This window comes from Sphaerisporangium sp. NPDC049003 (assembly GCF_043197795.1).
In the GTDB taxonomy this organism is placed as follows: domain Bacteria; phylum Actinomycetota; class Actinomycetes; order Streptosporangiales; family Streptosporangiaceae; genus Sphaerisporangium.
On sequence record NZ_JBICTU010000001.1, the window covers coordinates 68,430 to 92,122 of the forward strand.

The following is a 23,693-nucleotide window of genomic DNA, read 5'->3' on the forward strand; positions in this document are numbered from 1 at the left end:
CGGGTCACTCCCGGGTCAGCCAGAGGCGAGTTGGCGGCTGCGGTCACGCGCGGCCTCGATGGCGGCGAGGAACGCGGCCCGGACGCTGTGGCGCTCAAGCTCGGCGATCGCGGAGATCGTGGTGCCGCCGGGCGAGGTGACGGCCTCGCGAAGGATCACGGGATGCTCGCCGGAGTCGCGGAGCATGATCGCCGCGCCGACGATCGACTGGGTCACCATGTCGAGCGCCGCCGCCCGGGGCATGCCCAGCAGGATGCCCGCGTCGACCATGGCCTCGACCAGGTAGAAGAAGTAGGCCGGGCCGCTGCCGGACAGCGCGGTCGCGGCGTCCTGCTGGGACTCGGGGATGCGCAGCACCTTGCCCACCGGCCTCAGCAGGTCTTCGGTGTGCTTCAGGTGGATCTCGGAGGCATGGGCCCCTGCCGAGATCACGCTCATGGCCTCGTCGACCAGCACCGGCGTGTTGGACATGACCCGCACCACCGGCACCTCGTCGCCCAGCCGGGACTCGACGAAGGACGTCGTGATGCCGGCCGCCACCGAGATGACGAGCCTGCCGGCGGGCACGTGGGCGCCGATCTCACCGAGCAGCGCCGCCATGTCCTGCGGCTTGACGGCGAGGATCAGGGTGTCGGCCATCTTGGCGGCCTCGCTGTTGGACACGATCTGCACGCCGTAGCGCTCGCGGAGCGCCCGGGCCCGCTCCTCGCGCCGCGCCGTGGCCATGATCTCACCCGGATCGACGCCGGCGCGCAGCAGCCCGGACAGCAGGGCCTCGCCCATCTTGCCGGTTCCGAGAATCGCGATCATTTGAAGGCACCTCGCGTAGGAGTCGGGAATCGCTCGCAGCCTACCGACTCTCCGCTGGTACGGGCCTGCCACCGGCCCGCCTGTGGACAACGCCGTGTCAGCGCCTCACCAGCGAGCGCGCGAGCAGGGTGATGTTGGCCGGACGCTCGGCCAGGCGGCGCGTCAGATGGCTGTACCAGTCGACCCCGTACGGAATGCGCACGCGCACCTGGGAGCCCAGATCGGCGAGCCTCCGCTGCTCCGCCACGCGCACGCCGTACGACATCTGGTACTCGAAGCCGCCGGGCTCACGCTCGTTCAGGACGGCGAGCGCGGAGGCGACCTCGATGAGCCGCCGGTCGTGCGTGGCCACCATCGGGTGGCCCTGGCCGGACATGAGGACCTTGAGGCAGCGCACGTACGAGCGGTCGATGTCGGCGGGCCGGGCGTAGGCGACCGAGGCGGGCGCGTCCAAGGCGCGCCTGCTCAGCCGTACGCGGCCCGAGACCAGCGCCCGGCAGTGATCGTCGGCGAGGCGCAGGGACGACGGGATGACGACGCCGGTGGTGGGGTGGTCCTCCAGCAGGGCGGCGTGGACGCCCAGCGCGGACTCGATCACCGCGGCGTCCTCGATGTCGAGGGTCACCGTGGCGCCGGCCTCACGGGCCGCCTCGCAGACGCGCGCGGCGTTCTCCTTCGCGAGCTTCTCGTCGACGTGGAGCCCCACGGAGGTGAGCCGCAGCGACAGATCGGCTCCCTTCGCGATGCCGCGCCGGGCGAGGCCGTCAAGGAGGGCGAGGGACGCCTTGACCGCGCGGGCGGCCTCGTCGGGATGCCGGGTCTCCTCGCCGAGGTGGTCGAAAGTCACCAGCAGGCCGTCGGCGACGAGACCCGCGGCCACCGAGGCGGCGTCCTCCGCGGTGTTCCCCGCCACGTAGCGGCCCATCAGCCTGCGGGTCACCCCCGCGGTCCTGACGACGCTCTCGACACGGTCACTGCTCGACGCGGCCTGCAGAACCTCACGCAACACCATTGGCACCCTTCCGGCACGGCGGTCGTTGGGGAGAGACCTCCCCACCCTACGGCGGTTCAGGCGTCGATCATCGAATCAGGACCTCATGTTGCGGTTTGACAACCAAGTGAAGACGCGTGTCGTCTTACTAATTCCTTATCCGCATGATCTACCCGATGGTGCCCATAAGTCGGTTCCAACGATGGATCCGCGGGCGTCGAAGGGGTGATCGTGAAGAAGATCCTCATTGCGCTTGCCACGGCCGGCCTGAGTCTGAGCGGAGCGTTGGTCGCGGCACCCGCGACGGCCGGCACTCGGCAGGCCCCCGACCACACGCCACCCGCTCCGCAGTGGGCGCAGTGCGCCGGCATGGCGGAGGGCATCGAGTGCGCGGCGATCTCGGTCCCGCTCGACTACGACCGCCCCTGGGGCAGGAAGATCAAGATCGCCGTCTCACGCAAGAAGGCGACCGACACGGCCCACTACCAGGGCGCGATCCTTTTCAACCCCGGCGGCCCCGGCGGCAGCGGCCTCTCCTACCCGGCCGTGATGCAGAACCGGCTCGGCGCCCCGCTGGCCGCGCAGTACGACCTGATCGGCTTCGACCCCCGCGGCGTCGGCTCCAGCGAGCCCGCCCTCCGCTGTGACACCCACTTCTTCGACCCGGTGCGCCCGGACTACGTCCCGGCCAACTGGGCCGAGGAGGCGGCCTGGGTGAAGAAGATGCAGGCCTACTCCAAGGCCTGTGACACCGCCTACGGCGATCTGCTCAAGAACATGACCACGGTCGACGCCGCCAAGGACATGGACCAGATCCGCAAGGCGCTCGGCCAGCGGCAGATCAGCTACGTCGGTTACTCCTACGGCACCTACCTCGGCGCCACGTACGCCACCCTGTTCCCCGACAACGTGCGCCGCCTGGTCCTGGACAGCATCATCAACCCCGAGCGTGTCTGGTACGGCACCAACCTCGACCAGAACCAGGCGTTCGAGGCCCGCGCCAAGGCCTTCTTCGCCTGGATCGCCCAGTACGACGCGAACTACCACCTCGGCACGGCCGCGGCCGACGTCGAGAAGGCGTTCTACGCTGCCCGCGCCAAGCTGAAGGCCGCTCCCGCCGAGGGCAGGGTCGGCCCGTCCGAGTTCGACGACACCTACCTGGCGGGCGGCTACCTCAAGAGCCGCTGGCCGCTCCTCGCCAACGCGCTGTCGAGGTTCGTCACCGCCGGCGAGACCGCTCCGATCGCGCAGGCGTACGCCACCTACGGCGACAGCAGCGGCGACGACAACGCCTTCGCCGTCTACTCCGCCGTGGAGTGCACTGACGCCCGCTGGCCCCGCGACTGGAGCACCTGGCAACGTGACTGGTGGGAGTCCTACCGCACCGCTCCCTTCCTGAGCTGGGGCAACGCCTGGTTCAACGCCCAGTGCCAGTCCTGGCCGGTCCGCGGGCACGACCTGCGCGTCAACGGCAAGTGGATCAAGAACGCCCTGTTCTTCCAGGACACCAAGGACGCGGCGACGCCGTACCAGGGCGGTGTCGAGATGCACAAGCGCTTCCCGGCCTCGCGCCTGGTGGTCATGGACGGCGGCGGCAACCACGGCCTCACCGGCCGGGGCAACGCCTGCATCGACACGATCTGGAAGGCGTACCTGACCGACGGCACGCTGCCCGCGAGCCTGCCCGGCCCGGACGTCCACTGCGCGCCGTTCGCCGACCCGGTCCCGCCCGCGGCGAGCCTGCGTTCCACGCCCACGGCCGACGACGACTGGGTGCCCGGCGAGCGCTGAGCCCCGCCGAGCCACCCCGAAGGGCCCCCGACCGCCGCGGTCGGGGGCCCTTCCCCGTACGGCGGGACGATCCGGCGGCCCGGCGACGTTCGAACCCGCGCGAGATCGGATACGTCAAACAGGTATGCGGATGATGACGGCGACACTGGCGACCGGATCCCTGCTACTGAGCCTGGGCTGCGGCAACGCTCCGAGCGCCACGACCACGAGCCCTGTGCCCGAACCCCCCGTCGCGTCGAGCGTCGGCTCGGCCAGTGCCGGGACCACGCCGGCCAGCGGCCCCTCCCCCACGAAGCCGAAAGGCCACACGATCAAGCCGCACAAGGTGCGGTGGCTGAAGGCGACCCCCTCGCGCGACGGCCGAAAGCTCAAGATCATCTGGTGGTCGGGCGTCGAGCCGTGCAACGTGCTCGACCACGTGAAGGTCAGGGAGACCGCCAAGACCGTGACCGTCACCCTGTACGAGGGGCAGGCCCGCCGGTCGCCGGACGTGGCGTGCATCGAGATCGCCATCCAGAAGACGACGACCGTCAAGCTCAAGGCGCCCCTCGGCAACCGCAAGGTGATCGACGGCGCTCGCCACTGAGCCACTGGGGCCCTGGCGATGCTCGTCACTGAGTCACTGAGTCACTGAGTCACTGAGTCACTGAGCCGCTGGGGCCCTGGCGGCGCCCCGGCGCTAAACCACTGCGGTCGTGAGAGTCGCGCCACCTGCGCTTTTGCTGGAACTCGGGATGAGTGCCGCCCGTTTTCCAGGTATTTACGAGAGATCGACCATCTTTCTTGCCCCTGGATCCACGGAATGCTTCCGGCGCACGTAGGGTTGAGCCGGTTAGACTCAAGTCGCTTGACAAACAGCCGAGCGGGGTCCAGCATTGAGTCATACAGACTCAACTTTGACTACAAGGACGTACTCATGGCACGTGCGGTAGGTATCGACCTGGGGACGACCAACTCCGTCGTCTCGATCCTCGAGGGCGGTGAGCCCACGGTCATCGCCAACGCGCAGGGCTCGCGGACCACGCCGTCCGTGGTCGCCTTCGCGAAGAACGGCGAGGTCCTCGTCGGCGAGGTGGCCAAGCGGCAGGCCGTCACCAACGTCGACCGGACCATCCGTTCCGTGAAGCGGGAGATGGGCTCCAACTGGAGCGTCGAGATCGACGGCAAGAAGTTCTCTCCCCAGCAGATCAGCGCCTTTGTACTGCAGAAGCTCAAGACGGACGCGGAGGCCTACCTCGGCGAGAAGATCACCGACGCGGTGATCACCGTCCCGGCATACTTCAACGACTCGCAGCGCCAGGCCACCAAGGAGGCCGGCACCATCGCGGGCCTCAACGTGCTGCGCATCATCAACGAGCCCACCTCGGCCGCTCTGGCCTACGGGCTCGACAAGGACAAGGACCAGACCATCCTGGTCTTCGACCTCGGCGGCGGCACCTTCGACGTGTCCCTGCTCGACGTCGGCCAGGAGGACGGCCACGGCTTCGTGGAGGTCAAGGCCACCAGCGGCGACAACCACCTCGGTGGCGACGACTGGGACCAGCGCGTCGTCGACGAACTGGTGACCCGCTTCAAGAACGCCCACGGCGTCGACCTCTCCAAGGACAAGATGGCGCTCCAGCGCCTGCGCGAGGCCGCCGAGAAGGCCAAGATCGAGCTGTCGGCGCAGACCGAGACCTCGGTCAACCTGCCCTACATCACCGCCTCCGCCGAGGGCCCGCTCCACCTTGAGGAGAAGCTGACCCGCTCGGAGTTCCAGCGCATCACCTCCGACCTGCTTGAGCGCTGCAAGGGCCCGTTCCACCAGGTCATCAAGGACGCCGGCATCAAGGTCGCCGACATCGCCCACGTGGTGCTCGTCGGCGGGTCCACCCGCATGCCGGCCGTCAGCGAGCTGGTGAAGGAGCTGACCGGCGGCAAGGAGCCCAACAAGGGCGTCAACCCCGACGAGGTCGTCGCCATCGGCGCCGCCCTCCAGGCCGGCGTCCTCAAGGGCGAGGTCAAGGACGTCCTGCTTCTCGACGTCACCCCGCTGAGCCTCGGCATCGAGACCAAGGGCGGCATCTTCACCAAGATCATCGAGCGCAACACCACGATCCCGACCAAGCGGTCGGAGGTCTTCACCACCGCCGAGGACAACCAGCCGTCGGTGCAGATCCAGGTGTTCCAGGGTGAGCGCGAGATCGCGGCCTACAACAAGAAGCTGGCCACCTTCGAGCTGACCGGCATCGCCCCGGCGCCGCGCGGCATCCCGCAGATCGAGGTCACCTTCGACATCGACGCCAACGGCATCGTCAACGTCGGCGCCAAGGACCTCGGCACCGGCAAGGAGCAGTCGATGACGATCACCGGCGGCTCCGCGCTGCCGAAGGACGACATCGAGCGCATGATGCGCGAGGCCGAGTCCTACGCCGAGGAGGACAAGCAGCGCCGCGACGACGCCGAGACGCGCAACAACGCGGACGCCCTCGCCTACCAGACCGAGAAGTTCCTCCGCGAGAACGACGAGAAGGTCCCGGCCGAGGTCAAGACCGAGGTCGAGGAAGCCCTCTCCGAGCTCAAGAAGACGCTGGAGGGCACCGACTCGGCCGCCATCCGCGCCTCCGCCGAGAAGCTCGCCACGGTCAGCCAGAAGATGGGTTCGGCGATCTACGCCCAGTCGCAGGCCTCCGGAGAGGCCCCGGCCGACGCCGCCGGCGCCACCGGTGCGCCCGGAGCCGGTGCCAAGTCCTCCGACGACGACGTCGTCGAGGCCGAGATCGTCGACGACGAGCCGAAGCGGGAGGGCGGTGCCGCGTGACGTCCCCAACCTCTGGGAGCGAGCACGAAGGCCTGGTGATCCGCGACAACCGGCGCATCGACCCCGAGACCGGGGAGGTGCGTGAGGGGGCGGGCAAGACGACCGGCAAGTCGTCGCCCGCCGCCCCGGCCGAGGCGCCCAAGCCGGACGACGGTCTGGCCGCCGACCTGACCGCGCAACTCGCCGAGCGCACGGCCGACCTCCAGCGGCTCCAGGCCGAGTACTCCAACTACCGCAAGCGCGTCGAGCGCGACCGGGTCGTCGTCCGCGAGCAGGCGGTCGCCAACGTGCTGACCGAGCTGCTCCCGGTGCTCGACGACATCGGCAGGGCGCGCGACCACGGCGAGCTCACCGGCGGGTTCGCGAAGGTGAGCGAGGCGCTGGAGAGCTCGGTGGGCAAGCTGGGCCTCACGACCTTCGGCACCAAGGGCGACGCGTTCGACCCGACCGTGCACGAGGCGCTGATGCACAGCTACTCCTCCGAGGTCACCGAACCCACCTGCGTCGAGATCCTCCAGCCCGGCTACCAGATCGGTGATCGGATCCTGCGCCCGGCGCGGGTCGCCGTCGCCGAGCCCGAGGCGCCGGCGGCCGGCTCGGAGCGGTCCGAGCCGGGGGCGGGCGAGGCGGGGGAAGCCGCGGCCGACCCCGAGGACAATTGAGCGACTACCCCTTTGGCTCGCGAAGGAAGCGATAGATGAGCACCAAGGACTACCTGGAAAAGGACTATTACGCGGTCCTTGGTGTGTCGAAGACCGCCACCGCCGAAGAGATCAAGAAGGCGTACCGGAGACTTGCCAGGAAGTACCACCCGGACGCCAACCAGGGCAACACCGAGACCGAGGCCATGTTCAAGCAGGTCTCGGAGGCCTATGACGTCCTGTCCGACACCAAGCGCCGCAAGGAGTACGACGAGGCGCGCGCGTTGTTCGGGTCGGGTCTCGGCGGGTACGCGGGGGGCGGCGCCCCCCGCGGCGGTGGCGGTTTCCCGTTCGAGTTCGGCGACCTCTTCGGAGGCACCGCGCAGAGCGGAGGAACGGGCGAGCGCATCGGCGACCTGTTCGGCGGGCTGTTCAACCGTGGCGGGCGCCCCAACTCCACGACCGCGACCAGCCGTCCCCGCCGTGGGCAGGACATCGAGTCCGAGGTCACCCTGTCCTTCACCGAGGCGGTCGACGGCACCACGGTGGCCCTCCGGCTGACCAGCTCATCGGCCTGCACTGCCTGCCACGGCACGGGCGCCAAGGCCGGCACGACCCCGAGGGTCTGCCCGACCTGTGAGGGCACCGGAGCGGCCAGCCGCAACCTCGGCAACTTCGCCTTCTCCGAGCCGTGCCGCGACTGCAAGGGCCGAGGGCTGCTCGTCGACGATCCCTGCCCGGTGTGCGAGGGCAGCGGGCGCGGCAAGAGCACCCGCACGCTCCAGGCCCGCATCCCCGCCGGGGTGGCCGACGGCCAGCGCATCCGGCTCAAGGCCAAGGGCGCGCCCGGCGAGAACGGCGGGCCCGCCGGCGACCTGTACGTCCAGATCCACGTGAAACCACACACGATCTTCGGCCGCTCGGGCGACAACCTCACCATCACCGTGCCGGTGACCTTCACTGAGGCGGCTCTCGGCGCCGAGATCAGGGTACCGATCCTGCAGGGCCTGCCCGTGACGCTGAGGATCCCCGAAGGCACGCCCAACGGCCGCACATTCCGCGTGCGCGGCCGGGGTGTCACCCGCAAAGACGGCACCAAGGGTGATCTGCTCGTCACCGTGGAAGTGGCGGTGCCCCAGCACCTCGACGACAAGGAAAGGTCCGCCCTGGAGGAGTTCCGGTCGGTCTCCGACTCGGCAGACCCCCGGGCCGACCTGCTCAAACAGGCGAGTAGCGAGTAGCCCGAAGGGAGGCGACGCCGATGGACGCCAACTACTTCGACCTGTCCGACGACACTCCCGTGTACGTCATCTCGGTCGCCGCCCAGCTTTCCGGGCTGCACCCGCAGACACTCCGGCAGTACGACCGTCTCGGTCTGGTCAGCCCGGGCCGTACGGCCGGCCGGGGCCGGCTCTACTCCACACGCGACATCGTGATGCTGCGCGAGGTCCAGCGGCTCTCCCAGGAGGAGGGCATCAACCTGGCCGGCATCAAGCGCATCCTGGTCCTGGAGACCGAGAACCTCCGCATGCGCGAGGAGATCAGCCGCCTCCGGGGCGAGATGGCGATGATCCGAGCACTGATCCAGTACCAGCTCCCGCCCGCGTGAGGGCATCCACGCCGAGTTCCCGGGCGCGACCCGCACCGGGGTCTGCGGCGCACATATAGCGAAGCGGCGCGGCACCGCCGGCCCGGCGAGCGTCCGGCCGGCCGCCATGCGAGAAAGGCGAGGAACCGTGGACTACAAGCTGACGCGAAAGAGCCAGGACGCCCTGTCGGGAGCCGTCCGGCGCGCCGCCGCCGAGGGTCACCCCGAGGTCGCCCCGGCCCACCTGTTCACCAGCCTCCTCGCCCAGAACGACGGCACCGCCGTACACCTGCTGGAGGCCGTCGGCGCCGACTGGAAGGCCCTGCGCACCGAGGCCGAGCAGCAGCTCGAACAGCTTCCGAAGGCCCAGGGCTCGACGGTCAGCGCGCCGACCTCCTCCCGCCAGTTGCTGGTCGCGCTCAACACCGCGGCGGCCCGTGCCAAGCAGCTTGAGGACGAGTACGTCTCCACCGAGCACCTGCTGGTCGGCCTCGCCACCGACGGCGGCCAGGTCGCCCAGTTGCTCAAGTCACGGGGCGCCACCCCGAGTGCCCTGCTGGACGCCTTCGAGAAGGTGCGCGGCCACGCCAGGGTCACCAGCGAGAGTCCTGAGGACACCTACCGCGCCCTGGAGAAGTACGGCGTCGACCTCACCGAGCAGGCGAGGGCCGGCAAGCTCGACCCGGTCATCGGCCGCGACAACGAGATCCGCCGCGTCATCCAGGTGCTGAGCCGCCGTACCAAGAACAACCCGGTGCTGATCGGCGAGCCGGGCGTCGGCAAGACCGCCGTGGTCGACGGCCTCGCCCAGCGCATCGTGGCCGGCGACGTCCCCGAGAGCCTGCGCGGCAAGCGCCTGGTCTCGCTCGACCTCGGCGCGATGGTCGCGGGCGCCAAGTTCCGCGGCGAGTTCGAGGAGCGGCTCAAGGCCGTGCTGAACGAGATCAAGGAGAGCGACGGCCAGGTCGTCACCTTCATCGACGAGCTGCACACCATGGTCGGCGCGGGCGCCGCCGAGGGCGCGATGGACGCCGGCAACATGCTCAAGCCCATGCTGGCCCGGGGCGAGCTGCGCATGATCGGCGCGACCACCCTCGACGAGTACCGCGAGCGCATCGAGAAGGACCCCGCGCTGGAGCGGCGCTTCCAGCAGATCTACGTCGGCGAGCCGACCGTCGAGGACACCATCGCGATCCTGCGCGGCCTCAAGGGGCGCTACGAGGCCCACCACAAGGTGCAGATCTCCGACAGCGCCCTGGTGGCCGCCTCCACGCTCTCCGACCGCTACATCACCGCGCGTTTCCTGCCCGACAAGGCGATCGACCTGGTCGACGAGGCCGCCAGCCGCCTCCGCATGGAGATCGACTCCCGTCCCGTCGAGATCGACGAGCTCCAGCGGGCCGTCGACCGGCTCAAGATGGAGGAGCTCGCCCTCACCAAGGAGACCGACGAGGCCGGCATCCAGCGCCTGGAGAAGCTCCACAAGGAGCTGGGCGACCGCCAGGAGGACCTCGACGCCCTCGTGGTCCGCTGGCAGAAGGAGAAGGCCGGGCTCAACCGGGTGGGCGAGCTGAAGAAGCAGCTCGACGAGGCCCGCTCCGCTGCCGAGCGCGCCCAGCGCGACGGCGACTTCGAGGCGGCCTCCCGCATGATGTACGGCGACGTGCCCCGCCTTGAGAAGGAGCTGGAGGAGGCGAGCGCCCAGGCCCAGCCCGAGGACCCCATGGTCAAGGAGGAGGTCGGCGCCGACGACATCGCCCAGGTGATCTCCGCGTGGACCGGCATCCCCGCCGGGCGCCTCCTGGAGGGTGAGACGGCCAAGCTGCTCCGCATGGAGGACGAGCTGGGCAGAAGGCTCGTCGGGCAGCGCGAGGCCGTGCAGGCCGTCTCGGACGCCGTACGGCGCGCGCGGGCGGGCGTGGCCGACCCCGACCGGCCGACCGGCTCGTTCCTGTTCCTCGGCCCCACCGGCGTCGGCAAGACCGAGCTGGCCAAGGCCCTCGCGGAGTTCCTGTTCGACGACGAGCGCGCGATGACCCGCATCGACATGAGCGAGTACGGCGAGAAGCACAGCGTGGCCCGCCTGGTCGGCGCCCCGCCCGGCTATGTCGGCTACGAGGAGGGCGGCCAGCTCACCGAGGCGGTGCGGCGCCGGGCGTACACCGTGGTGCTGCTCGACGAGATCGAGAAGGCCCACCCCGAGGTGTTCGACATCCTGCTCCAGGTGCTCGACGACGGGCGGCTCACCGACGGGCAGGGGCGCACGGTCGACTTCCGCAACACGATCCTGATCCTGACCTCCAACATCGGCTCGCAGTACCTCGTCGATCCCACGCTCGACACTTCGGTCAAGCGCGACAAGGTGATGCAGGCGGTCAGGGGTTCGTTCAAGCCCGAGTTCCTGAACCGGCTCGACGACGTGATCCTCTTCGACGCGCTCGGCTCCGAGGAGCTGTCCCAGATCGTCGAGCTGCAGGTGGCGAGGCTCGCGCGGCGGCTGTCCGACCGGCGGCTGAGGCTGACCGTGACGCCCGCGGCACGCGACTGGCTGGCGCTCACCGGCTACGACCCGATGTACGGCGCGCGTCCGCTCCGGCGGCTGGTGCAGTCGGCGATCGGCGACAAGCTCGCCAAGAGCCTGCTGGCGGGCGAGGTGCACGACGGCGACGAGGTCACCGTCGATCTGGACGACGCCGGAGACACCTTGACCGTGCTGGCCTCACGGTAAGGAATTCACCAGCATTGGGTTAACGACCCGCCGACGATCAGCCTCCCTGGCTACGTTCAGTGCTCGTCAAAGCACTGGAAGTAGTCAGGGAGTCTTCATGCGTACGTCACTCAGTATCCGGGGAGTTCTCGCGGTGGCCGCGGTCACGGCGGGCGCCGGCTGGCTAGGCATGGGCAGCGCGCTCGCCGCGACGCCCGCCGAGACCCGCCCGCACACCACGTCGACGGCGGCCGACGTCGCGCCGAACTCCGTCAACGGGCTCAGGCTGCCGTCGCTGCGCGTGTCGGGCCGCGACGGCTACGGCTACCGCGACGGAGGCGACCTGCTCGTCGGTATCGAGCAGATCGGGCGGTCGTCCGGCATGCCCACCCGCACCACCACGGTGGTCGGGCTGACCGATCTCCCCGCCATCGTGCGGAGCACCGGCATCCCCCGTGCCCTGAGGGGACAGAACGTCTACGACGCGACCCGCGGCGGGGGCCTGTCGCACGTGCTCCGGCGCGAGGACCCGCCCGTCCCGGGCGAGGAGGCCGGGCTGGACACGCCGGCGGTGGACCCCGAGCAGAGCCTGGACGTCACCCAGGGCCTGGACCCCGAGCAGAGCCTGGGATCCGCGACGGGCGCGGACGCCACACAGGGCCTGGACGCCACGGGCCTGAACGCCGCGCCAGGCCTGGACGCCCCGCAGGGAACGGGCCCCGCGCCGGCGATCTTCGTACTGCCCGTCGAGCCCCAGACCCCCGCCATCGTGCGCCCGGGCGCCGACGGCACCGTGGTCACCGCCGAGATCCCCTCACTCGGCACGTCCCTCAGGGATCTCCGAGTCCGCTGACGAGCACGCCCGAGGGCGGCCACCAGCGCCGTGCGGGCCGTGGCACTTGGGGGTCACGGCCCGTACGGCCCCTCACGCGACCCGGCCCGTACGGCACATCACGTGGGGGCGCGGCCCAGAACAAGACAGCCCAGAACAAGACGACCCAGCACCAGACGACCGGGCACCAGAGGGCTCAGCACGAGACGTCGAGGAGCGCGTCGATGTCGTCCTCGGGGAGGCCGAGGTCGACACGGATGCGGTAGCGCGTGCGCAGGAGCGCCTCACGCGTGCCGCCGCTCGTGCCGTCGCCCGCGAGGACTCCCTGGGTGGCCCACTCGTGCGCCCCGTCGAGGTCGCCGTAGGCCAGCAGGGTCTCGGCGACGTTCAGTGCGGTGCCGGGGTCCACCGGCCCGTCCGCCTTGATCGAGGCGACCAGCTCCTGGGCCTCGTCGGGGCGGTCGAGCTCGAACAGGGTGTCGGCGATGCCGGCCCGGGGGTCGACGCTCACCTCACCCCCGTCGTCCAGCGCCCGCTGGAAGCATTCGAGAGCTCTCGCCGGCTGGCCCGCCTGCCGCCACTCCTCGGCGGCCAGCACCAGGATCGCGGCACGGGACACCTCACCGGACGCGTAGCCGCGCGCCAGATCGTCGAGCCTCCCGGCGAGAGCCCCGTGATCATCGTGCAGGAGCGCCTGTTCGAGCAGCCGATCAAGCTGCCCACGTGTCACATGTGCCACAAGACGAGATTACCGAGCGCCGCTCAACTATGCGCGGACAACAGCAGGCATTGCTCCAGTACTGATTCGCACATGTTTGACTACGCTCCGCGTGTCGACCGAGGCGAGCGGGCATATTTGCTCCGCCTGGAAGGTCACAAACGCCGTTCGAGGAGCTGCGATGGACATGTCCTGGCAGACGACCTTCGCCCTCGCCTGCGCCGCCGTGTTCGCCGCGATCGTCCCGGGAACCCTCGGATACACCAGCGCCCGGCTGGAGACCGCCGCCCAGCAGCGCCAGGAGCTCGTCCGGTTACGCGCTGAGCTCCAGACGGCCCGGCAGGCCGTCCAGCAGGTGTCCACGCCCTGCAAGGCGCAGGCCAGGAGCGGCGACTCGACGGCGACCGGCCCCTCCGACGACCAGGCGGTCCCCGCCCCGGGCCACCCGCAGGCGAAGTCGGACACCTCCGTGGACCCGCCCGCCGACGCGCCGGGCACGGACCCGGAGCTCGATCCGGGTCTCGGCCCAAGGGGTCAGGAGTAGCCGCGGAGGACCTCGCGCAGCCGTACGGCGAAGGCCTTCGGATGGGTCGTGGGCCCGTTGTGCCCGCCGGGGAACTCCGCCACCCCGGTCCCGAGGTGGCGTGCCAGCTCCTGGACGCACTGGAAGTCGAAGAACCCCCGCGACGTCGTACGTCCCGCCGCGGGCACGACGCGGACCTGTGCCGCCTTCAGCGCGGCGAGGTCCGCGACGTCCACCTCGCAGCGGCGCATCGCGGGGATGTCGTACGTGAAGAAGAACTTCATGTCGGCGATGCGCTGCCTGGAGAGCGGCGGAGGCAGCTCGACGTCGGGCTCCCTCCCTTCGGAGCCGGAGCCGGTGATCTCCGCCAGCTTCTTGAACGCGGCGCCCCAGCCCTCACCGCGGAAGGTCTCCTCCAGTTCGTCGAGGACGCGTTCCGTGCCGGCCCGCGCGGGCTCGGGCAGGAGCCGGACCGCGGGAGGCTCGTGGGCGACCAGCGTGCCGATCTGGTGCGGGTGGCGTGCGGTCAGCGTGAGCCCGACGAGGCCGCCGAAGCTGGAGCCGAACACGATCGCGGGCTCGGCGGTCAGCGCGGCCAGCAGGCGATGGGCGTCGTCGGCGTGCGTCTCCATCGTCAGCGGGCCCGCCGGATCGTCGGGCGTGCTCCGTGACAGGCCCCGGCGGTCGTAGGTCACCACCGTGTAGTCGGCGGCGAGCCGCGTGACCAGACCGCCCGTGCGCCCGGCGTCGCCCTCCCCGCCCTGCGACACGAGCAGGAGCGGCCCCGACCCGTGTACCTCGTAGTAGATACGGGCACCGGGCACGGCCAGCATGTCGCTCTCGACGAAGCTCATCGGTCTCCTCCCCTGCGGGGGGATACCCACCCTCAGCCGTGCCTGCCCTCCCGCCACTCACCGACCACCGCCGCCGCGCCGGCGACGGTCCCCGTTGTTCAGGCCGAGCGCGCGCCCCGCCTGAGCTGGCTGGAAAGGTATTCGCGGATCAGGCGCTTGGCCTCCTCGATGAGAGGGGGCCAGCCCATCGGGTCGCGGCGGAACGCCAGCGCGAGCACCGCGCCACCGGCCTCGACGGCGACCGTGAGGCTCAGGTCGAGCTCCTCGCTGTCGGCCATGCCGAACTCCGCGAGGAGCAGGCCGCGGAGCCGCCCGGCGATCACGGTGTTGTTCTCGGAGACCGAGTCGAGGAGGTTGAGGTCGACGGCGTCGCCGAAGCGGAGCGAACGGAAACCTGGAACGGTCCTGTGCATGTCGACGTACTCGCCGATGATGGCGTCGACCGCGTGCCACCAGCCGGGATAGTCCTCGGTCATGAAGCGCCTGCCGACGCGGGCGATGAACAGCTCCACGTTGCGCTGGGTGAGCGCCTGGGTGATCGCCCGCTTGTCGGGGAAGAACTGGTACACCGAGCCGATCGCGACGTCGGCCCGCTCGGCTATGCGCGTGGTCGAGAGGGCCTCGTAGCCGATCTCGTCGAGCAGCTCGGCACAGGCGTCGAGCATGCGTTCGACACGCCGCGCACTACGGCGTTGGGACGGTTTACGACGCAGCGGGGCCTGTTCGTCGCAATGATCAGCGGGCGGGCCGGACACAGAATTCATATTGCCTCTTCCAGGTCCAGCGGTCAGTCCTTCCCGGCCAGTCGTCCTATATCGGAAGCCGCAATTCGGGCGAGCCCCCGCATCAGCCCCGGGGACAGGCGCGACAGCGCGTACCCTATCTTGCCCTCGGCGTTCACCGGGACCACCGCGGTGTTGTGGTGAACGGCCCGCAGGATGTGCGCGGCGACCCGCTCCGGCGGGTACCCGCGCTTCCGGAGCGCCCGCTCGCTCAGCGACCGGTCTCCCCCTCGGTACGTCGCGTTGCCGGCGATCGCGGTGGAGATGAACCCGGGGCAGATCACGCTCACGCCGATGCCCTTGCCCGCCAGCTCGGCGCGCAGGCAGTCGCTGAGCATCTTCACGGCGGCCTTGGACGTCGAGTACGCGGGCAGCAGCCGCGACGGCGCGAAGGCGGCGAGCGAGGCGATGTTGACGATGTGCCCGCCCTCGCCTCGCTCGACCATCTGCCGCCCGAACAGGCGGCATCCGTGGATGACGCCCCAGAGGTTGACGCCGATGGTCTGTTCCCAGTCGGCCAGCTCGTGGTCCAGGAAGGGGCCGGCCACGGCGATACCGGCGTTGTTGACCACGATGTCCGGGGTGCCGTGCTCGTCCCGCACGGCCGTGGCGAACCGTTCCATCTCGTCCGCGCGGGAGACGTCGACCTGGTAGGCGTGGGCGGTTCCGTAGAGGCGCCCGATCTCGCCGGCCGTACGGCGGGCGGCGTCGAGGTCGAGGTCCGCGCAGACCACCTCGGCGCCGTGGGACGCGAAGGCCCGTGCCGTGGCCCTGCCGATGCCGCTTCCCGCTCCGGTGACGACCACGAGCCGCTGGTCGTACGGCTTGCGCCTCTCAGTGACCCGCATACGCCCCACTCCACACCCTGGAAGGCTGTTGGACAAGATGTCCAAAGCTAGGACGTGAAGAAAGCCTTCCTCAGGCCTTGGATTCCAGCCCCGCGCAGCTCCGCAGGGCCTTCCAGCTCGTCACGGCCTGCTGCTTGGCCGCGCCGGTCACGGGGAGCGGGATGCCCCCGCTGATGCGCGCCGGAGTCCACTGGTCCTTGAGCACCTTCCTGCCGTTGATCGTCAGCGTCAGCACGCCCGTCGCGCCGGTCTCCGGTCCGGAGTTGTAGAAGACGAAGTTCCCCATCCCGTAGTTGACGTAGCGGCCCTGGAGGTACCCGCTGCCGAGCAGGATGTGGGCGTGACCGCCGATGATCACGTCGGCGCCCGCCGCGATCAGCTTGGGCGCGAGGTCCCGCTGCGCGGGGTTCGGGCATTTCTGCAGCTCGGTGCCCCAGTGGAGATGGACGATCACGGTGTCGGAGGTCTTGCGGGCCTGCTTGACGGCCTGGATGAGCCGCTCCTCGTTCTTGGCCGAGGCGAGACCGCCCTGGGTGTTCGTGGCCGTCCACGACTGGATGAACTCGGAGTCCAGCACCTGGGTGGCGCCGATGATGGCGACCCGGTTGCCGTTGACGGTCCTGCGGAACGGCTTGTACGCCTCCGCGGCGTTCTTCCCGATGCCGACGATCGGGAACTTCGAGCTGCGAATGGCCGCCAGGGAGTCGCGCAGCCCCGTCTGCATGTAGTCCATGCCGTGGTTGTTGGCCATGGAGGCGACGTCGACGCCCGCCGCCTTCAGCGCGGTCAGCGCGCTCGGCGGCGCGCGGAAGGTGAACTGCTTGCCCGGTGCGGGGGTGCCGCCCGTGGTGATGGCGGTCTCCAGGTTGACCATGGCCAGGTCGGACCGCCGCAGCACCGAGGAGATCGGGCCGAGGGCGGTGCGCGGGGCGGCGAGGCGGTTTCTGAGCACGCCCTCGAAGTGCACGTCGCCACCGAAGGAGATGGTGAACGGTCTGCGCTGCGGCTTGTCCTTGGCGGGCGCCAACGTCGGCGTGGAGGCGGTCGAACCGGTCTCTTTGGTGTCGGGACCGGCCGACTCCGCGGCCGAGCAAGCTGCCGCCGGCACGGCGGCGAACGAGGCCGCCAGGGCGACGGCGACGAAACGCCGGGCGCGTGCTCCGGCGAGGGGCAACTTCGGCGAATCGGACAGGACGGATGTGACGGGGTGACTTCTCATCGCTCCAAGAGCATGCCATCTTCCGCCCGTAGATGGACACCGCCACCCCAGACCGATCGACAATCGCCAAACTGGGATGATTCCTTCACTTGAATGATTCAGGTTTAGCGCCTAGGGTGCAGGTAGTGGGTGATGTGGAGCGACTTCGTGACGCCGGGCTACGGGTGACCGCCGCCCGAGTCGCGATCATGCGCACCGTTCGAGCGGGTGACCACCTCGATGTGGACGCCATCCACCGCGGTGTGCGCGACCGGGTCGGCCAGGTGTCCCTCCAGGCCGTCTACGACGGGTTGCACGCATTGCACCGCGCCGGGCTCCTTCACAAGATCGAGCCCATGGGCAGTCCGGCCCGCTACGAGGCCCGGGTGGGCGACAACCACCACCACCTCGTCTGCCGCCGGTGTGGCACGGTGACCGACGTCGACTGCGCGACCGGGAAGGCACCCTGCCTCGACCCCGTGGACGCCGCCGGCTTCCTCGTCGAAGAGGCCGACGTCATCTATTGGGGCACCTGCCCCGACTGCCGATCCCCAGGCGATTGACCGCCGCGCCCCGATACTTCAGCGGAGTTCAGGGCATTAGCCGTACTCCATCAACGACGACACGGAGGACCGCGCGATGACCGACCGGCCCATCACCACCACGGACGCTGGCATTCCCGCGCCGAGCGACGAGTTCTCGCTCTCCGTCGGCCCCAATGGCCCCCTGCTGCTGCAGGACCACTACGTCATCCAGAAGATGGCCCAGTTCAACCGTGAACGGGTTCCCGAGCGCGTGGTGCACGCCAAGGGCGGCGGCGCCCACGGCGTGCTGCGGATCACCGAGGACATCAGCCAGTACACCAAGGCCGGCCTTTTCCAGAAGGGGAAGGAGACCGACCTCTTCATCCGCTTCTCCTCGGTGGCGGGCGAGCTCGGCAGCCCCGACACCCAGCGTGACCCCCGCGGCTTCGCGATCAAGTTCTACACCGACGAGGGCAACTACGACCTCGTCGGCAACAACACCCCGATCTTCTTCATCCGGGACCCCTCGAAGTTCTCGGACTTCATCCACAGCCAGAAGCGGCGCGCGGACACCAACCTGCGCGACCACAACATGCAGTGGGACTTCTGGACGCTGTCCCCCGAGTCGGCCCACCAGGTCACCTTCCTCATGACCGACCGCGGCACGCCGGCCAGCTGGCGGCACATGCACGGCTTCGGCTCGCACACGTTCCTCTGGTACAACGCGAGCGGCGAGAAGTTCTGGGTGAAGTACCACTTCAAGACCGACCAGGGCGTGGAGAACTTCACCGACGCCGAGGCCGGCGCCGTGATCGCGCAGGACGCCGACCACCACATCCGCGACCTGCACACCGCGATCAGGAACGGCGACCACCCGTCCTGGACCGTCAACGTGCAGATCATGCCGTTCGAAGAGGCCGCGGACTACCGCTTCAACCCCTTCGACCTGACCAAGGTGTGGCCACACGGCGACTATCCCGAGATCACGATCGGCAGGTTCACCCTCAACCGCAACCCGGAGAACTACTTCGCCGAGGTCGAGCAGGCCGCCTTCGAGCCGGCCAACCTCGTGCCGGGCATCGGCGCGTCCCCGGACAAGATGCTCCAGGGCCGGCTGTTCTCCTACCCCGACACCCATCGCTACCGCATCGGGGCGAACTACCTCCAGCTCCCGATCAACCAGCCCAAGTCGCCCGTCCACAGCTACAACAAGGACGGCGCGATGCGCTACAGCAACCCGGGCGACCCGGTGTACGCGCCGAACACCGCCGGCGGCCCCGCGGCCGACCCGGCGTTCTTCGCGGGCGAGAACTACCAGGTGGCGGGCGAGATCATCCGTAGCGCCTACCAGAAGCACGCGGAGGACGACGACTTCGTCCAGCCGCGCGCCCTGTGGGAGAACGTCCTGTCGGAAACCGACCGCTCGCACCTCGTGAGCAACATCGTCGGCCACGCCTCCGCCCCGGAGGTCACCGGCGACATGAAGAAGCGCGTCGTGGAGTACTGGACCAACGTCCACAAGGATCTCGGCGACAGCGTCGCCAACGGTCTGGGCGTTCTCTGACCGCCAGACGACCGCCAGACGACCGCTGGACGAGCAGCCGCCTGGAGAGGCCGGGCCGAAGGCTGCCACCTCACGGCCCGGCGGGGGGTTGAGAACACAGAATCCGAGAACCGTCGAAGGGCGTCTCTGATCGCGCGACCACGGTACCAAGCCGGTCCTTTGATTCTCAGGGTTTGTGGTCCACAGTCCTCCACAGACGCTCCGGCCGTTCCACGGGCAGGCCGCCTCGCCCTTCCATGCGAGCGGCATGCGCGGTAAAGATGGGTCTGTCCCTCGAACCCAGGAGGCGGACCATGCGTACGGCGCACCGAACGTGCCCGCTCTGCGAAGCCGTCTGCGGCCTCACGATCACGCTGGACGACGACGACCATGTGGTCGACGTGCGAGGGGACGCCGCCGACCCCTTCAGCAAGGGGTTCGTCTGCCCCAAGGGCGCGAGCCTCGGCCGTCTGGACGAGGACCCTGACCGCCTGAGCGGGCCGCTGATCCGCGAGGGCGGCCAGTGGCGCGAGGCGAGCTGGGAGGAGGCCTTCGCGGCGGTCGAGCGCGGCCTCGCTGCCGTACCCGGACCTTCGCGCGGCGTGTACCTCGGCAACCCGAGCGCGCACACGATGGCCGGAGCGCTGTACGGGGCTCCGCTGATCCGCAGCCTGGGCACCCGGCAGGTCTACTCCGCCAGTACCGCGGACCAGATGCCCAAGCACGTGGCGGCGGGCCTGATGTTCGGCCACCCGCTCGCGATCCCGGTGCCGGACCTCGACCGCACCGGTTACCTGCTCATGCTCGGCGCCAACCCGCTGGAGTCGAACGGCTCGCTCTGCACCGCCCCCGACTTCCCCGGACGCCTGAAGGCGCTCCGCAAGCGGGGAGGGCGCCTGGTCGTCGTCGACCCACGCCGCACGCGCACGGCCGCGCTCGCGGACGAGCACGTCTTCATCCGCCCGGGAACCGACGCCTACCTGCTGATGGGCATCGCCCACACGCTGTTCGCCGAGAAGCTCACGAACGTCCGCGTACCGGTGAGCGGGCTGGCCGAGGTCGAGGCGGCGGTGGCCGGATTCACCCCCGAGTCCTGCGCCACCGCGTGCGGGGTGCCCGCCGAGCTGATCGTACGGCTGGCGCGCGAGCTGGCCGCCGCCCCCACCGCCGCCGTGTACGGCCGCATCGGCACCTGCACGGTGGAGTTCGGCACGATCGCGCAGTGGCTGGTCGACGTGGTGAACGTGCTGACCGGCAACCTCGACCGGCCCGGGGGCGCCATGTTCCCCCGTCCGGCCACCGAGGCCCCGCGCAGGCGCAGGCCGTACGCCATCGGACGCTGGCACAGCCGCGTGCGCCACCTGCCCGAGGCCAACGGGGAACTGCCGGTGGCGACGCTGGCCGACGAGATCGAGACGCCCGGCGAGGGACGGATCAGGGCGCTGATCACGGTCGCGGGCAACCCGGTCCTGTCGGCGCCGAACGGCTCGCGACTGGACCACGCCCTCGCCGGGCTGGACTTCATGGTCAGCGTCGATCCCTACCTGAACGAGACGACGCGGCATGCGCACGTCATCCTTCCTCCGCCCCGCGTGACGCAGGCGGGGCACTACGACTTCGCTCTCCTCGGCTTCGCCGTGCGCGACTACACCCGGTACTCGCCGCCCGTGGTCGCCCTTGAGCCGGGACGGCCCACCGAAGCGGTCATCCTGGCCCGCCTGGCCATGATCGCGTCTGGGCAGGGCGCGGGCGCCGACCCCTCGGCCCTGGACGAGCTGATCCTCGACCAGATGCTCCGCAAGGCCACGGAGACGCCGGGGTCTCCCGTCGAAGGGCGCGACCCGGCGGAGCTGCGAGCCCTGCTCACCGGCTCCAGCGGCGCCGAGCTGCGTCTCGACGCGATGCTGCGCCTCGGCCCGTACGGCGGCTGGGGCGGGGACGACGCACGGGAGCTGACCCTGGAGCGGCTGCTGGAGAACCCGCACGGCATCGACCTCGGCCCTCTGAAGCCCCGCCTCCCCGGCATCCTCAGCACCGCGTCCGGGACCGTCGAGCTGGCCCCGGAGGCGATCCTGGCCGACGTCGAACGGCTCCGCGAGGCGCTCGCGAGAGAGGCGGGCGGCTTCGTCCTGATCGGGCGGCGGCACCTGCGCTCCAACAACAGCTGGATGCACAACGTGGCCCCGCTGGTGGGCGGCACCAACCGCTGCACGCTCCAGATCAACCCGGAGGACGCCGCCGAGCTCGGGCTGGCCGAGCGGGCCGTCGTACGGTCGGCGGCGGGCGAGCTGACCGTACGGCTCGAACCGACGGACACGATCATGCGAGGGGTGGTGAGCCTGCCCCACGGCTGGGGCCACGCGGGCACCGCGCAGCTCGTCGCGGCCAAGAACGCCGGCGTGAGCGCCAACACGCTGACGGACGAGTCGATCGTCGACCCGCTGTCAGGAAACGCGGTGTTCAACGGGGTGCCGGTCACGCTCACGCCCGCCTGATCGGAGATCAAGGCGCGGGCCTGGGCAAATCCGGGCGCTTCCGGTAATAGGCTGTGGCGGGTGACCACCGTGCCCGATAAGGAACGTCTGCTGGCCCAGGTCGGTTTCGCCGTTGAAATCGACAAGTTGAAGCGCGTGCTCCGCCGCAACACCCTGATGGACGGCTCTCGCAGGGAGAACGACGCCGAGCACTCGTGGTACCTCGGGATGCTGGCCATGGTCCTCGGCGAGCACGCGCCACCCGGCACCGACCTCGACCGTGTCTCGGCCATGCTGCTCGTGCACGACATCGTCGAGATCGACGCGGGCGACACGTTCATCTACGACCTCGCGGCGGTCGAGCTGCAGGAGAAGGCCGAGCGCGCCGCGGCCGACCGCATCTTCGGCCTGCTGCCCGAGGACCAGACCACCGCACTGCGTGCCCTGTGGGAGGAGTTCGAGGAGCGCAAGACCCCCGAGGCCAAGTTCGCCAAGGCCCTCGACCGGCTGGCCCCGATGATGGCCAACCACCACAACGAGGGCGGAAGCTGGGTACGCCACGGGGTCACCATCGATCAGGTGATGGAGAAAGTCGAGATCATCCGGGAGGGCTCACCCGCCCTCGGCGACTACGCCACCGAGATTGTCGAGCTGTCGGTGGCCCGAGGCCATCTGGCCCGGAGCCGCGCGTAGTCGCCTTCGCGGTGTTCTCTTCGGCTCTGGGGGGTAGGTCCCCTAGGGCGAGAGGGGGCGAAAGTGGAGGAAACTTCGAAGGCCATCAACTCGCGACGCCGTACGCTCAGGGAATCCCTGGGCTTCGGCCGTATGTCACTTCCTGTGGGCGTCACCCATCGCCTTGAGCACGCCAAGGCGCTCGATCGCGTGATCCTGCCGGTGGCGAAGACCATCCGGCGCGGGCTGCCGTCCGGTAGCGCGCTCAGGGACCTGCTGCACGGCGTGCCCACCGGGCATCCCCTGCATCCCCCACTGGCGACCATCAGCCTGGGCTGCTGGACGGCCACGGCGGTGCTCGACCTCATCGACGTGGATCCCCGGGCGTCCCGGGCCGTGCTGGCCACGGGTATCGCCGGCGCCATCCCGGCCGCCGCGGCGGGGCTGACCGACTGGTCGATGCTCCACCTGGAGCAGCAGAGGGTGGGATTCGTCCACGCGCTGGTCAACTTCGCGGCGCTCGGGCTCTACTCGGGGTCGCTCATGCTGCGGCTGTCCGGGAGGCACCAGGCCGGGCGCACGCTCGCGTTCGCCGGTCTCGGCGCGGCCGGCCTGGGCGGCTACCTCGGCGGGCACCTGGCCTACCGCATGGCGGCCGGGCCGACCCACGCGGAGCCGACGACGCACCTCGTGCCGCTCGGCTGGCACGATCTGTGCCGGCTGTGGGACCTGCCCGACGGGCGTCCGGTCTCTCGCCGCCTGGGCTACATCAACCTCTTCGTCCTGCGCCACGGCGCCCAGGTGAAGGTCCTCGCCGATCGCTGCTCGCATCTCGCGGGCCCGCTGCACCAGGGGCGGCTGAAGCTGGAGAACGACGAGGCGTGCGTCGTCTGCCCGTGGCACGGCAGCACGTTCCGCCTGGAGGACGGCGCCGTGGTACACGGCCCCGCCACCGCGCCCCAGCCCGCGTTCGACGTCAACATCCGGGGCGACGGCATCGTCCAGGTCCGCCCCCGCCAGGCCTAGAAAACCGGCAGGCCGTACGGGCCCCGACCGCCGGCAGGGCTGTTGGGCCTCAACCGCCGGCAGGGCTTATACGGCCTCAACCGCTCGCGGGCCGTACGGCCCGAGCCGCCGGGCGGCCGGAGGTCACTCGTCCTCGCGGTCGTCGGCGGCCGGGTACTCGACGAGGGCCAGGATGCGGCTCGCCATGAAGCGGGCGGTCCGCACGGCCGTACCGCTCCTGGTCACCTCGCTGACCTCCACGAGCCCTCTCCGGGTGGCGACGTCGACCCGCCGCCCGGCCTTCGTCGCCACGACCTCGTACGTACGCGGAGCATTGCCCGCGTCTATGACGATCTCGACCCGGTCACCCTTCATATCCAGATAAATACCCA

Annotated in this window: 21 protein-coding genes and 1 pseudogene; 14 read left to right on the forward strand and 8 right to left on the reverse strand. The window is 70.0% G+C overall.

Annotation, left to right across the window (positions count from 1 at the left end; translation table 11 throughout):
• Positions 1–15: 15 nt before the first annotated feature.
• Together proC and ACGFIV_RS00365 are read right to left on the reverse strand one after the other, a co-directional pair.
• Entirely contained in the window at positions 16–810 is a 795-nt protein-coding gene (gene proC, locus ACGFIV_RS00360) for a pyrroline-5-carboxylate reductase (protein ID WP_358548295.1), read from the reverse strand.
• 97 nt (positions 811–907) lie between these two features.
• Positions 908–1,822, reverse strand: a complete 915-nt coding sequence (locus tag ACGFIV_RS00365) for a proline dehydrogenase family protein (RefSeq protein ID WP_358548293.1) — start codon at positions 1,820–1,822, stop codon at positions 908–910.
• Between the two features lie 210 nt (positions 1,823–2,032).
• Between ACGFIV_RS00365 and ACGFIV_RS00370 the strand changes: the two genes are divergently transcribed.
• From ACGFIV_RS00370 to ACGFIV_RS00405, 8 genes and pseudogenes are all read left to right on the forward strand, one after another.
• Positions 2,033–3,592 (forward strand): alpha/beta hydrolase, encoded by a 1,560-nt coding sequence (locus ACGFIV_RS00370; protein ID WP_392830599.1) that lies wholly within the window; start codon positions 2,033–2,035, stop codon positions 3,590–3,592.
• A gap of 130 nt (positions 3,593–3,722) precedes the next feature.
• Positions 3,723–4,178, forward strand: a complete 456-nt coding sequence (locus ACGFIV_RS00375) for a hypothetical protein (RefSeq protein WP_392830602.1) — start codon at positions 3,723–3,725, stop codon at positions 4,176–4,178.
• A gap of 330 nt (positions 4,179–4,508) precedes the next feature.
• Positions 4,509–6,392 (forward strand): molecular chaperone DnaK, encoded by a 1,884-nt coding sequence (dnaK, locus tag ACGFIV_RS00380; protein ID WP_358556854.1) that lies wholly within the window; start codon positions 4,509–4,511, stop codon positions 6,390–6,392.
• Positions 6,389–7,054, forward strand: coding sequence for a nucleotide exchange factor GrpE (grpE, locus tag ACGFIV_RS00385; protein ID WP_358556851.1), 666 nt, complete (start codon positions 6,389–6,391; stop codon positions 7,052–7,054). Before dnaK ends, grpE begins: the two co-directional genes overlap by 4 nt.
• 35 nt (positions 7,055–7,089) lie before the next feature.
• Complete coding sequence (gene dnaJ / locus ACGFIV_RS00390) at positions 7,090–8,274, forward strand: molecular chaperone DnaJ (RefSeq protein ID WP_358556848.1); 1,185 nt, start codon at positions 7,090–7,092, stop codon at positions 8,272–8,274.
• A 20-nt stretch (positions 8,275–8,294) separates the two neighbouring features.
• Positions 8,295–8,547: pseudogene (locus tag ACGFIV_RS00395) on the forward strand (heat shock protein transcriptional repressor HspR); the annotation flags it as partial.
• A gap of 222 nt (positions 8,548–8,769) precedes the next feature.
• On the forward strand, positions 8,770–11,349 hold the full coding sequence (gene clpB, locus ACGFIV_RS00400) for an ATP-dependent chaperone ClpB (protein ID WP_358556845.1): 2,580 nt from the start codon (positions 8,770–8,772) through the stop codon (positions 11,347–11,349).
• A gap of 97 nt (positions 11,350–11,446) precedes the next feature.
• On the forward strand, positions 11,447–12,181 hold the full coding sequence (locus tag ACGFIV_RS00405; RefSeq protein WP_358556842.1) for a hypothetical protein: 735 nt from the start codon (positions 11,447–11,449) through the stop codon (positions 12,179–12,181).
• A gap of 175 nt (positions 12,182–12,356) precedes the next feature.
• Here the strand turns inward: ACGFIV_RS00405 and ACGFIV_RS00410 are convergent, their stop codons facing one another.
• Positions 12,357–12,899 carry a tetratricopeptide repeat protein gene (locus ACGFIV_RS00410; protein WP_358556840.1) on the reverse strand — a complete coding sequence of 181 codons (543 nt, stop codon included), beginning with the start codon at positions 12,897–12,899 and terminating at the stop codon, positions 12,357–12,359.
• Between the two features lie 160 nt (positions 12,900–13,059).
• Here ACGFIV_RS00410 and ACGFIV_RS00415 point away from each other — a divergent pair, with 160 nt between their 5' ends.
• Positions 13,060–13,422 (forward strand): hypothetical protein, encoded by a 363-nt coding sequence (locus ACGFIV_RS00415; protein WP_358556837.1) that lies wholly within the window; start codon positions 13,060–13,062, stop codon positions 13,420–13,422.
• Here the strand turns inward: ACGFIV_RS00415 and ACGFIV_RS00420 are convergent.
• The 4 genes from ACGFIV_RS00420 to ACGFIV_RS00435 all read right to left on the reverse strand — a co-directional run bounded on the left by ACGFIV_RS00420 (position 13,413) and on the right by ACGFIV_RS00435 (position 17,104).
• Positions 13,413–14,255 carry an alpha/beta hydrolase gene (locus ACGFIV_RS00420; protein WP_358556834.1) on the reverse strand — a complete coding sequence of 281 codons (843 nt, stop codon included), beginning with the start codon at positions 14,253–14,255 and terminating at the stop codon, positions 13,413–13,415. The two genes, ACGFIV_RS00415 and ACGFIV_RS00420, sit on opposite strands and share 10 nt — an antisense overlap.
• A 98-nt stretch (positions 14,256–14,353) precedes the next feature.
• On the reverse strand, positions 14,354–14,920 hold the full coding sequence (locus ACGFIV_RS00425) for a TetR/AcrR family transcriptional regulator (RefSeq protein WP_358556831.1): 567 nt from the start codon (positions 14,918–14,920) through the stop codon (positions 14,354–14,356).
• Positions 14,921–15,042: 122 nt separating this feature from the next.
• Positions 15,043–15,885, reverse strand: a complete 843-nt coding sequence (locus ACGFIV_RS00430; protein WP_358556828.1) for an SDR family NAD(P)-dependent oxidoreductase — start codon at positions 15,883–15,885, stop codon at positions 15,043–15,045.
• 70 nt (positions 15,886–15,955) lie between these two features.
• Positions 15,956–17,104: a CapA family protein gene (locus ACGFIV_RS00435; protein ID WP_358556825.1), complete on the reverse strand. Its 1,149-nt coding sequence runs from the start codon at positions 17,102–17,104 to the stop codon at positions 15,956–15,958.
• Between the two features lie 125 nt (positions 17,105–17,229).
• Here ACGFIV_RS00435 and ACGFIV_RS00440 point away from each other — a divergent pair, with 125 nt between their 5' ends.
• The 5 genes from ACGFIV_RS00440 to ACGFIV_RS00460 all read left to right on the forward strand — a co-directional run bounded on the left by ACGFIV_RS00440 (position 17,230) and on the right by ACGFIV_RS00460 (position 23,322).
• Positions 17,230–17,646 (forward strand): Fur family transcriptional regulator, encoded by a 417-nt coding sequence (locus ACGFIV_RS00440; protein WP_392830615.1) that lies wholly within the window; start codon positions 17,230–17,232, stop codon positions 17,644–17,646.
• 76 nt (positions 17,647–17,722) lie between these two features.
• Positions 17,723–19,171, forward strand: coding sequence for a catalase (locus tag ACGFIV_RS00445; RefSeq protein ID WP_358556819.1), 1,449 nt, complete (start codon positions 17,723–17,725; stop codon positions 19,169–19,171).
• Positions 19,172–19,464: 293 nt separating this feature from the next.
• Complete coding sequence (locus tag ACGFIV_RS00450; protein WP_392830619.1) at positions 19,465–21,645, forward strand: molybdopterin-dependent oxidoreductase; 2,181 nt, start codon at positions 19,465–19,467, stop codon at positions 21,643–21,645.
• A gap of 60 nt (positions 21,646–21,705) precedes the next feature.
• A complete protein-coding gene (locus tag ACGFIV_RS00455; protein WP_358556813.1) occupies positions 21,706–22,317 on the forward strand; it encodes an HD domain-containing protein in 612 nt (203 codons plus the stop codon).
• A gap of 63 nt (positions 22,318–22,380) precedes the next feature.
• Positions 22,381–23,322, forward strand: a complete 942-nt coding sequence (locus ACGFIV_RS00460) for a Rieske (2Fe-2S) protein (protein WP_358556810.1) — start codon at positions 22,381–22,383, stop codon at positions 23,320–23,322.
• A 123-nt stretch (positions 23,323–23,445) separates the two neighbouring features.
• On the opposite strand, the gene ACGFIV_RS00465 is transcribed toward ACGFIV_RS00460, so the two are convergent.
• Positions 23,446–23,676, reverse strand: a complete 231-nt coding sequence (locus ACGFIV_RS00465; RefSeq protein WP_358556807.1) for a hypothetical protein — start codon at positions 23,674–23,676, stop codon at positions 23,446–23,448.
• Between the last annotated feature and the right edge of the window lie 17 nt (positions 23,677–23,693).

Coding starts and splice junctions, on each gene's coding strand:
- ACGFIV_RS00405 (WP_358556842.1), top strand. CDS start 11,447: ATGCGTACGTCACTCAGTATCCGGGGAGTTCTCGCGGTGGCCGCGGTC.
- ACGFIV_RS00420 (WP_358556834.1), bottom strand. CDS start 14,255: ATGAGCTTCGTCGAGAGCGACATGCTGGCCGTGCCCGGTGCCCGTATC.
- dnaJ (WP_358556848.1), top strand. CDS start 7,090: ATGAGCACCAAGGACTACCTGGAAAAGGACTATTACGCGGTCCTTGGT.
- ACGFIV_RS00435 (WP_358556825.1), bottom strand. CDS start 17,104: ATGAGAAGTCACCCCGTCACATCCGTCCTGTCCGATTCGCCGAAGTTG.
- ACGFIV_RS00445 (WP_358556819.1), top strand. CDS start 17,723: ATGACCGACCGGCCCATCACCACCACGGACGCTGGCATTCCCGCGCCG.
- dnaK (WP_358556854.1), top strand. CDS start 4,509: ATGGCACGTGCGGTAGGTATCGACCTGGGGACGACCAACTCCGTCGTC.
- ACGFIV_RS00415 (WP_358556837.1), top strand. CDS start 13,060: ATGGACATGTCCTGGCAGACGACCTTCGCCCTCGCCTGCGCCGCCGTG.
- ACGFIV_RS00465 (WP_358556807.1), bottom strand. CDS start 23,676: ATGAAGGGTGACCGGGTCGAGATCGTCATAGACGCGGGCAATGCTCCG.
- ACGFIV_RS00425 (WP_358556831.1), bottom strand. CDS start 14,920: ATGCTCGACGCCTGTGCCGAGCTGCTCGACGAGATCGGCTACGAGGCC.
- ACGFIV_RS00375 (WP_392830602.1), top strand. CDS start 3,723: ATGATGACGGCGACACTGGCGACCGGATCCCTGCTACTGAGCCTGGGC.
- ACGFIV_RS00450 (WP_392830619.1), top strand. CDS start 19,465: ATGCGTACGGCGCACCGAACGTGCCCGCTCTGCGAAGCCGTCTGCGGC.
- proC (WP_358548295.1), bottom strand. CDS start 810: ATGATCGCGATTCTCGGAACCGGCAAGATGGGCGAGGCCCTGCTGTCC.
- ACGFIV_RS00365 (WP_358548293.1), bottom strand. CDS start 1,822: ATGGTGTTGCGTGAGGTTCTGCAGGCCGCGTCGAGCAGTGACCGTGTC.
- ACGFIV_RS00430 (WP_358556828.1), bottom strand. CDS start 15,885: ATGCGGGTCACTGAGAGGCGCAAGCCGTACGACCAGCGGCTCGTGGTC.